The sequence below is a fragment of the Lentzea sp. genome (genome assembly GCF_035525475.1).
Lineage (GTDB): Bacteria > Actinomycetota > Actinomycetes > Mycobacteriales > Pseudonocardiaceae > Lentzea.
This window is the reverse complement of sequence record NZ_DATLEC010000053.1, coordinates 1-9657: the sequence shown is the minus strand read 5'-3', so window position 1 is coordinate 9657 and position 9657 is coordinate 1. Positions and strand designations below refer to the sequence as shown.

General features: G+C 68.8%; 8 protein-coding genes and 2 pseudogenes. 3 read left to right on the top strand and 7 right to left on the bottom strand.

Annotated features, from left to right (window positions below):
* Window positions 1–182: 182 nt before the first annotated feature.
* The 6 genes from VM306_RS09605 to VM306_RS09585 form a co-directional block, all read right to left on the bottom strand.
* A complete protein-coding gene (locus VM306_RS09605; protein WP_325513177.1) occupies window positions 183–1409 on the bottom strand; it encodes a helix-turn-helix transcriptional regulator in 1227 nt (408 codons plus the stop codon).
* 194 nt (window positions 1410–1603) lie between these two features.
* On the bottom strand, window positions 1604–2911 hold the full coding sequence (locus VM306_RS09600; RefSeq protein WP_325513175.1) for a helix-turn-helix transcriptional regulator: 1308 nt from the start codon (window positions 2909–2911) through the stop codon (window positions 1604–1606).
* 32 nt (window positions 2912–2943) lie between these two features.
* Window positions 2944–3090, bottom strand: a complete 147-nt coding sequence (locus tag VM306_RS09595) for a hypothetical protein (RefSeq protein WP_325513173.1) — start codon at window positions 3088–3090, stop codon at window positions 2944–2946.
* A 206-nt stretch (window positions 3091–3296) separates the two neighbouring features.
* A complete protein-coding gene (locus tag VM306_RS09590; RefSeq protein WP_325513171.1) occupies window positions 3297–3884 on the bottom strand; it encodes an NAD(P)H-dependent oxidoreductase in 588 nt (195 codons plus the stop codon).
* Entirely contained in the window at window positions 3881–5203 is a 1323-nt protein-coding gene (locus tag VM306_RS41325) for a beta-ketoacyl synthase N-terminal-like domain-containing protein (RefSeq protein ID WP_414672355.1), read from the bottom strand. Before VM306_RS41325 ends, VM306_RS09590 begins: the two co-directional genes overlap by 4 nt.
* Window positions 5203–5529 (bottom strand): TcmI family type II polyketide cyclase, encoded by a 327-nt coding sequence (locus VM306_RS09585; protein WP_325513169.1) that lies wholly within the window; start codon window positions 5527–5529, stop codon window positions 5203–5205. Before VM306_RS09585 ends, VM306_RS41325 begins: the two co-directional genes overlap by 1 nt.
* 205 nt (window positions 5530–5734) lie before the next feature.
* On the opposite strand from VM306_RS09585, the gene VM306_RS09580 reads away from it, so the two are divergent.
* Both VM306_RS09580 and VM306_RS09575 read left to right on the top strand, forming a co-directional pair.
* Entirely contained in the window at window positions 5735–6676 is a 942-nt protein-coding gene (locus VM306_RS09580) for a LysR family transcriptional regulator (protein ID WP_325513167.1), read from the top strand.
* A 109-nt stretch (window positions 6677–6785) separates the two neighbouring features.
* Window positions 6786–7255, top strand: a pseudogene (locus VM306_RS09575) (transposase); the annotation flags it as partial.
* Window positions 7256–7388: 133 nt separating this feature from the next.
* Here VM306_RS09575 and VM306_RS09570 read toward each other — a convergent pair.
* Window positions 7389–8537: pseudogene (locus VM306_RS09570) on the bottom strand (IS3 family transposase).
* 114 nt (window positions 8538–8651) lie between these two features.
* Between VM306_RS09570 and VM306_RS09565 the strand changes: the two are divergent.
* Window positions 8652–9326, top strand: coding sequence for a carboxypeptidase-like regulatory domain-containing protein (locus VM306_RS09565; RefSeq protein ID WP_325513165.1), 675 nt, complete (start codon window positions 8652–8654; stop codon window positions 9324–9326).
* Window positions 9327–9657 lie beyond the last annotated feature (331 nt).

Below are 9657 nucleotides of genomic sequence, written 5' to 3'. Positions count from 1 at the left end.
CAGCGCCCTCGGCTGACGCGGCATGATGACCGGCCATGCTGCTCCGACTGGTTTACCTGGGCATGACCAACGCGTGGGTGCCGGTGATCGATGTTGCGCCTTCTTCCCGGTTCTCTTCCCCGGCGACCTGCACCGTCGGCGTCCACGCGGTCCTGAGTCCGGGCGGGCGGTGACCGTAGCGGTCAGGTCGCGATCCGCAGCACGGCCAGATCGCGTCGACCCGACAGGCCGAGCTTCCGGTAGCAGGACGACAGGTGGAACTCGACGCCGCGAACGGTCAGGCACAGCTTCGCGGCGATCTGCTTGTTGGTGCAGCCCGCTTGCGCCAGGGAGAGCACGCGGGTCTCCTGGCCGCTGAGCTTGGCGTCCGCTGTGGATGCCAAGCGCCCCAAGACCCGTTGGGCCTCGTCCACCAGGTGGTGGTGTCCCATCAGAGCGGCGACCTGCACGGCGCGTTCCAGGCGGGGACGGGCCGCGGGCGAGCCCGCCGCGACCAGCCTGCCACCGAGGTCCAGCAGGGCCTCGGGGAGCAGGTGGTGGGTGCCGCCCAGCTCCATCAGGCTGATCGAGTCCTCCAGGTCCGCGTCGCTACCGGTCACGAGACTGATGGTGTGCAGCGCGGTACCCACCGCGTGCGGGGAGCCCCAGCGGCGGGCCGCCACCAGTTCCTCGGTCGCCATCCTGGTCGCCAGGTCGCGGTTTCCCAGGCGCAGTGCGGCTTTCACGATCGGGGGCCGCCACGTGACGAGCGCGGGGTTGTGCACGCCGGCCGCCATCAGGGCGCGGCCGGCCTCCTGGAAGTCCTCGATGCCGCGGGCGAAGCGGCCCGCCCCGGTGTGCATCGCGCCGCGGGCCATCAGCAACTGCGGGCGGTAGGCGGTGCGGCGGGCCAGCAAGCGCTCGATGTCGTGTTCTTCAAGCAGGCGCCGGGCAGCGGTGTGTTGTTTTGCGGCCACGAGGTTGTGGGTCAGCCAGGCTAGGGCCAGACAACGCAGATCGGGTGCGGTGGCGCGGTCCGCGACCACACGAGTCAGTACGGTGCGCGCACGGTCCTGTTGTCCCAGGAGGAAGTCGCAGCGAGCCCGGAGCAGTTCGACCACGACTTCGCCGCCCACGCGCTCGGCCAGGTGGGAGGAGCGCTCCAGCTCGTGCAGCCGGGCGTCCAGGGCGTGGGGTGCGGCGGCAGCGAGGAGTGTTATCAGGCTCGTCCAGGTGCACGAGACGTGAGCCGCGCAGCCTGGATCGTCCAAGGAGGCCTCCGCGTAGCGGATGGCCGCCGGGCGGTCCGTACCCGCTCGCACCAGGGTCAGTGCGGTGGTGGCGTGACACGTCGCGTGCGACTCGCCTGACGCGAACCGCATGGCGGGAAGCGCGGGCGGGGCAGTGCCCAGGGCAACGACGGTGTTCACGGCAGAATCGCTTTCGGTAAGTGTTGACGCATGTGCGGAACGTCTCTTGACCGATTGCGAAGTTAGTGGCGCACCGTGACGGCGAGAAGCCCACTGGGTGTTATGCGACTCATAACAAGATTGAATACGGGGCAGTGTCAGGGTCCTGAACAGTGCGAACGCTAATTTCGGAGGCGGCTCGAAAGCCGCTGGGATCAAGCCAGAGCCCCCAGGGCGAACGCCAGCTCTGAACGCCCCGAGATGCGGAGCTTCTGGTATACGCCGGACAGGTGGTGCTCGACCGTGCGGGTCGTGAGGCGAAGCTGACCGGCGATCTCCCGGTTGGAGAACCCGGCGCGGGCCAGGCGGGCGGTGGTGACCTCCTGGCTGCTCAGCCGCGCACCGGACGTGCGTGCGGAGACGACGGCCTCCGTGGCCCGTGCGACGCGGTCGGCCCAGGTGACGTTGCCGGAACGGCGCGCGGCCTGCATCGCAGTGTCCAAGAAGGACTCGGCGTCGCTGTAGGACTGCCGTTCCCACAACAAAATCGCCAAGTCGTAACACATCCGTGCGCGGCCTCCCTGGGCGCGGCTGGCCGCCACCAACTCGATCGCGTGGTGCAGTCGTTGCACGCTGTGCTCGTCAGTGCGCGCGATCGCGAGTGCGTGCAGCGCCGTCGCGCGTCCCCATGGCGAACTCCAGCGCTCCGCGGCCGTGTACTGCTCTTCCGCCAACGCGACCGCGAGATCGGACTGCCTCAGCGCGGACGCGCACAACGCCGCGTACGACTGCCACATCACCACGGACGGGTTGCGCACACCGTGGGAGGTGAGCACGCGACCGGCGTCGAGGAGGTCGTCGAGGGCGGAACGGAACCGGCCCGCCGCGAACCCTGCCGCGCCGCGCGCGGCCAGCAGCTGCGGCCGATGCTCGGCCCCGGTCATCGCACCGCGCAGTCCGTGGGCCTCCATCAGTGTCAGCGCGCGGTCCGGGTGGCCGAGCTCGGCCATCACCTCGACCAACCAGGCGACAGCCAGCGGCGAGCCCGTCCGGCCGACGACACCGGTCAGCATGCCGTGCGCGTTGGCCAGGTCGCCGGACAGCGCGAGCACACGCGCCAACAACAGTGGAACGACGGTCTGGTGCCGCGGCGACCGCGCGAAAGCACGGCATTCGCGTTCGACCCTGTCCAGGTCCTCCGCGTGCAGGAAGACGACCATGCAGTGCCAGAACGTGTCCGGGTCGGTCTGCCCCGCCAGCGCGAACGCCTCTTCCGCGTACCGAACGGCACCAGCGCGGTCGTGTCCGGCGTTGGCCAGGACCACGGCCCGCGCCGCCGTACTGCGAGCGCGATCGGTCACGGGAGACGAGGACGGGACCGGGACGGGAGGTCTGAGCGATGCGACGAGCTCCAGCGCGTTCGCACCCGGCACGCGGCCGAGCTCACCGATCAGCGCCTCGTCCGCCTCCGCCCACCGTCCGGAGTGGACCAGCGAGGCGTGGTCGTTCACATCCTTGGACATACGCCCATGACAGCGGTTTCACGGCGACCTCGTCAAGCGACGGTGCGGGCGTTCACCTTCAGCCCATGCGCTTCGCGGTCAATCTCGCCGATGCCGAAACTCACGATGCGTGACGGATGATCGGGGCCGTCCAGCCCGATCGCGGAGCTGATCACCGAGTCCGTCGCGCGCTCAATCACCTCGGCACGTCCGCGCAGGTCGAGGCAAGGCCCGCCACGGCTCATAGGTGCCCGCTGCGTCGGTCAGCACGGCGATGGTGTCCACCCTGGAGGGCCACCTACCGCGCGCAACTGCTCGGTGACAGCAGCGGGGTCGGTACTGGCCACGGGCTTGAGGAACACCGAGTCGGTGTCGTCGAGGACGGAGGTCATGATCCTGGCTCCTGTCAGGCGGGGTAGGCGAGGGCGGCACGGCCGTGACGGAGGGCGAGTGACCACCACGCCAACTCGTCGAGCAGGGCGGTCACGGCGAGCTTGGCGTCGGCGTCGTCGCGCGGCCGGTCGCCCTCCACGGCGGTCGCACCACCGTGGAAGGTCACCCACTCCCGGACGGTCCCCGAACGCAGGTCCTCGAACACCATCCGCAGCTGTTCGACAGCACGCAGCCCGGCACCGATGCCGCCGCCGTGCAAGACGAACCCGACAGGCTTCGCGCGCCACTCGCTGAGGTGCCAGTCGATGAAGTTCTTCAACGCGGCCGGGAAGCTGCGGTTGTACTCGGGCGTCACCACCACGAATGCCTCGGCCTCGGTCAGCCTGGGCACCGACGTGGCGAGCACGTCGCGCACCGCCTGGCCGGGCTGCCAGCTGGGGCCGGAGGTGGGGAGCGGGAAGTCGGACAGGTACAGCACGTCGAGTTCGAACTCCGGCCGCGTGCGTACCTCCTGCGCGAACCACCGGGCGATGGTGCTGCTGGTGGACTGCTCCCGCTCGCCGCCGACGATCAGTGCCAGCCGGACAGGGGGTGTGGTCATCTCTGCTCCTCAGCGCGGTTGGGAGTGGACAGGCTCGTGGCGGCCCGATCAGGGCGACGGCGGCTGTGACGACGAACGCCGCATGCGGACCGGCGACCAGCACCGCGATAGCGAGTGGAACCGTCACCACGGCCCCGAGCTGCACCAACACCTGTACCGCCAGGCCGGCGGCAGGCCGGTCCTCCGAGGCGACCGCGAGCACCGCGCCCGCCCGAATCGGCCTCGTTGTGCCGTGACGCGGCAGGAACCGTTCGGCCAGCACCACCGACGTGACCAGGGTGACGTAGGCCGAGACGCATACGAGCGCGCTCTGCCACGGCGCCCAGCCGTACACCTGCTGGAGCAGGAAGTTGGCCACGACCAGGGCGACCGAGGCGCCGTTGGGACTGGCCGTGCCAATGGCGGCGCGGATGAGGGCGGAGCGCGGCGTCGTCCGAGCGGGAGACGCCGACGCGTCCGGTGCAGGACGCGTGCCCACTACGCGCGATTCCGGCTCCACGGCAGGCACCGGCTCGTCCGGTCCAGGACGCACGTCCACAGCAGGTTGCGGCGCCCGATGCGCCCCTACAGCGAACAGCCGCGGCCGGGCAGTCGGCACCGGCGTGTCCGGCAGGTGGCGCAGATCCACCATGAGCAGCACCACCGCCGCCGGGGCCGGAGCGAGGACGGCCAGCCGCCGGCTCCACTCCGCGAGCACCCGGACAGCAGCAGGCCGAGCGTGGCGCCGACCGTGCCGAACGTCGCGTAGACGCGCGCGGCTCGCCGTGCAGCCCGAGCGCGCTCTGAAATCCGCCGAAGCCGCTGCCGACGCACTCCGAGGAGTCGTTGTGCACGCCGGCTGCCCCGGTGACGACGACGTCCGCCCAGCCGTCCCGGATCAGCCGCGTCGCGTAACCGAGCACATCGATGCCAGGCGAGCAGCCGGTGGACACGAGCGATCCCGGGCCCTGCGCGTCGACGTCCTTCGCGATCTCCAACCCGATCGACCCGCCCACCGCGCTGCCGAACGCCACCGCGAGCCGGCAGGGATCGGTCCGGTCCAGGTCGATGCCGCTGTCGCCGACCGCCTGCCGGGTGCTCAGCACGGCGAACTGGGCGGCGCGGCCCTTGCGGCGGACCTCCGGTGGCCGCAACTCGTTGGCGTACGGGTCGAAGTCGACCTCGGCCGCCACCTGCGAGCGGTACGGGCCGGGGCCGAACAGCGATAGGCGCCACGTGGCGGCGCGGCCCTCGCTCAGCAGGTTCCAGAAGGCGGGTGCACCGACGCCGCCGGGCGCGACCACGCCGAGCCCGGTGACGACGACCCGGCGGCGGTTCATCAGGAACGCTCCCGGTGGTAGAACCCCGTCGCCATCGCGTCAGCGGGAGAACGCCAGGTCACGGGGTCGTAGGCCTCGACGAACGGGCGCATGTCGGCGCTGATCTGCTGGGGGCGCGGATCCGTGCGCGCCGCCTCGATCGCCTGCTTGCCGTCCTCGGAAGTGAAGTTCTGCAGGTGGGAGTAGAGGTCGTGGTGCCCGATGAGCTGACGCCGCAGGGTGCCCATCCGCTCGGGCACGTCGGAGGAGTCGGACTCCCCGAACAACTTCGCGATGTCGGGTTGGTGCGGGGGATCGAACCGGGCGCCGATCAACGTGCTGAACATGCGACCTCCACGCATCGGCGCCTCGTGTCGAACCGATGGGCGAAGGATGTGCCCGGCGGGCGGGGCCGACAATGAATGTGGGGGTTTGCTGTGGTCCCACCGAAACGATCGGGTGACCTGCGACACACGGACCACCGAGGCTGCGGCAAGATCAAACGGGCCGTTATGGTGTGTTCCGGGTGCAGGCGGCTGGAGGCATGCGAGCATGGCTGGTGACAGCAGGTCTACAGCCCCCGACTGGGGCCGGATCGACCTCAACCTCTTCGTCCCCCTCAACGCCCTGCTGATCGAGCGCAACGTCACCAAGGCCGCCGAACGCATCTTCGTCACCCAGCCAGCGATGAGCGCCGCACTCGCCAAGCTGCGCCGCGTGTTCGACGACCCGCTGCTCGTCCGCCAAGGCCGCGAGCTGGTGCTCACGTCGTTCGCGGAGTCGCTGCGCCAGCCCGTTCAGCAGCTGCTGTTCTCCGCACGCGACATGCTGACGTCGAACCAGCACTTCGAGCCGAAGGTGGACAACCGCTCGTTCACCTTGGTCGCGAGCGACTACACGACGGCGGTCCTCTTGGTGCCGTTGCTGCCGCGGCTCATCGCCGAGGCGCCCGGTGTTCGGATCAAGATCGAGCAGCCGAAGGACGACTACATCGACTTCGTCCGCTCCGGCCGGTGCGACCTGCTCTTCTGGCCGTCGCACTTCCCGACGCCCGAGTTGGACCGGTTCCCGAACACCGCACTGTTCCGCGACGAGTTCATCCTGGTGGCCGCGCACGACAACACCTCGTTCGACCACCCGCTGACCGACGAGGAACTCGCACGGACGCCGTGCGTACGGCTGGCGTCGATCACGAGCTCCGACGACTCGGTGGAGCCGATCGCCCCGATCGAACCGGTGTTGCCCGCGGTGGCCACCGTCAGCACGTCCACGCTCGCGCTGGAACTTGTGTCCCGCACCAGTCTCGTCACCACGATCCAGCGCCAGCTGTTCGAGCAGAAGCGCGAGTCGCTGGGGTTGCGGGAGGTCGAGATCGCAACGACGCTGCCCGAGTTGACCATGACGATGTTCTGGCACCCGCGCAGCGTCCGCTCCCCCGCCCACCGGTGGCTGCGGACCCGCGTGCAGGAGGCGGCAGCCGCTCTCGGCGCCTGACGGGAGCGAGACCCCGTCACGGTTGTGCGCAGTGGCCGATCGGCTGGACGGGCTGCTCGACGAGGCGCGTCCCGGGCGGCCGCGCACGATCACCGACGAGCAGGTCTAGGCGGTGATCACCGCGACGCTGGAGTCGACGCCGGCCAATGCCACGCACTGGTCGACACGGTCGATGGCCGCGGAGTCCGGGCTGACCCAGACGGCGGTGACGCTGATCTGGAACGCGTTCGGTCTGCAGCCGCATCGTCGTGAGCCTGGAAGTTGTCCAAGGGACCCGTTGATCGAGTTCAAGAAGTTCCTGATCGCCATCGACGAAGAGGTGCCCGCGGATCTGGCGGTGCATCTGGTGATGGGCAACGTCTCCACGCACAAGATTCCGGTGATCAAACGCTGGCTGGCCGCTCACCCGCGCTTCACCGTGCACTTCACGCCGACGTCGAGTGCTTGGCTCAATCTCGTCGAACGCTGGTTCTCCGAGCTGACGACCAAGAAACTCCGGCGCGGCAGCCACACCAGCGTCCGCGCGCTCAACCGCGACATCCCGGATGGATCGAGACCTGGAACGACAAACCAAGGCCTCGGCTGGCAGCACGATCTCCAGCCCGAGCAGGTCGGCGATCCATCGAGGGCGCTCTTCAGGTCGAGTTGAGGTTCCCCCGATACTCGGAGGGTTTGATCCTCACCCCGTTTGGCGGAGCCGGGTTGCTGGAGTTCAGGCTACGGGAGCGATCCTGGCGTGTCGGAGTTCGTACTCAGTCGGTGTGAGCATTCCGAGTGCGGTGTGGCGTCGGCGGCGGTTGTGGAACATCTCGAGGTACTCGAACAGGGCGTTGGCCAACTCGAGGCGGGTGCGCCATCGTCGGCGGTCGAGCAGCTCGGTCTGCACTCGTCCCCAGAACGATTCGATCATGGCGTTGTCATAGCAGTCGCCGATCGAACCCATCGACGGCAGAAGCCCGGATTCCTTGGCACGCCTGGTGAAAGTCCACGACGTGAACTGGACTCCGTGGTCGGAGTGGATCACCGTGTCCGACAGCGGGGACCGGTTCGAGATGGCCATGCCGAGCGCGTTGGTGGCCAGGGCTGCGGTCTGGCTGGAGTCGATCGACCAGCCGACGACGCGGCGTGAATGGACATCGAGCACGACCGCGCAGTACACCTTTCCTTCACGGGTGGGATGTTCGGTGATGTCGGTGACCCACAGCTGGTTCGGCGCAGGTCTGGCGAAGTCGCGGTCGACCAGATCCATCGCGGTGGGCGTGTCGTGTTTCGGTCGTGGTCTGCGTCGGTTGGGCAGGCCCTTGATTCCGTTGCGGCGCATGAGAAGCGCGATGGTGTTGTGTCCGACGGTGATTCCGCGGCCGAGGGTGAGCTCGGCGTGCACTCGTGGGGCGCCGTAGACCTGGAACGACTCCACGTGGATCTCGCGGATCAGGTCGACGAGCCAGGCCTGGCGGATCGCCCGCGGCGAGGGCGCGCGCCCTCGCCAGTCGTAGTAGCCGGACTCGGACACACCGAGCACGCGGCAGGCGAGCTGGATCGACCGCCCCTCGGAGGCGATCACCGTGACCGCCTCGTATCGCCTTGTGGGGTGCTGCCCTCCTTGAGCAGTTCGGCGGCGCGCCGGTGGACGGCGACCTCGGCCTCGAGTTCCGCGATCCGACGACGCGCCGCGACCAGCTCGGCGTTGTCGGTGCCGGTGGTGCCGGGTAGTTGCCCGGAGTCGACGAGCTTCTGGCGGCGCCAGGCGTAGATGGTCTGGTCACTGATGTCGAGGTCCGCCGCGACCTGGGCGACACGGCGGCCGGACGCGACCAGGTCGAGCACCTTGCGCCGGAACTCGGGGGTACCGCTTGGGCATCGTGGGTTGTCCTCCGGGCTACTGAGATGAGTGATCATCCAGTAACCCGACTCCGTGCAACCAGGGGAGGATCAAAGACACCGGGCTACCGGGGGAAGCTCACCCGGCGACGGCGTGTACGGCAGCCAATGGGTCGGCACGGACGGCGGCACCGGCGACCTGGAACTCGCGGCATGGCACACACTGCGCTTCGGCGAGACCACGCAGGTCACGGTGAAACTGGACCCGGCGGGCACCATCAGCGGCACCGTCACCGACGACGCCACCGGAGCACCGGTGTCCGAGGTCTGCGTCACCGTGACGCCGGCGGAGCCGTGGTACGTCAACCCCTACCAACCGCACTGCACCTCCAGCGAAGGCAAGTACACGCTGAGCGGACTCGGACCGTACGCCTGGCGCGTCCAGTTCCCCGACGCCTCCAACCGGTACGCGTGGGAGTGGTCAGGCGACAAGAGCGACCGCTTCGCAGCACAACCGGTACAAGTGCAGCCGGGCGGAACCACAACGGCCGACGCCCAATTGAGTCCCCCCGGCAAGGTCACAGGCCGAATCACAGGCATGACCCTCCCACCCCAGTACGTGACGATCTACTCGATCAATGCCCTGACCGACGACTGGGCCGGCAGAGCAGGAACGGTCACCAGCGACGGGCAGTACACACTGCCAGGGCTGAACACCCAGTCCATCCTGATCGACTTCGCGGACACCAACCAAGGACTCCAACGGCACCCGACCTCGGTGGCAGTCACCGCAGGACAGACGACCAACGTCGACCTGCAGGTCAACTGAACAAACGCCGTGGTCGGGTCAGTCACTTCGCTGATCCGACCACGGCGATCCGTCACACCGTTCGTTTGCCCTACCACCGAGCACCTGAGGCCGCCAACCAACCGAAGCCTCGCCAGGCACTTCAAATCTCACCGACGACACCAACCTCCTCGCCGCCCGCCGACGGATGTTCGACCGGATCGATCAGGCCTACGCCACCAGTCAGACACCAAGATGGTTGCGCACCTGGGACGAACTGCAGACGGAGCGCAGCGGCCGACAGGTGACCTATCAGATCCAACTCCCCGCCGCAGGACTGGTGCACCCGAGCCGCGTGGTGAGGTGGCGCCTG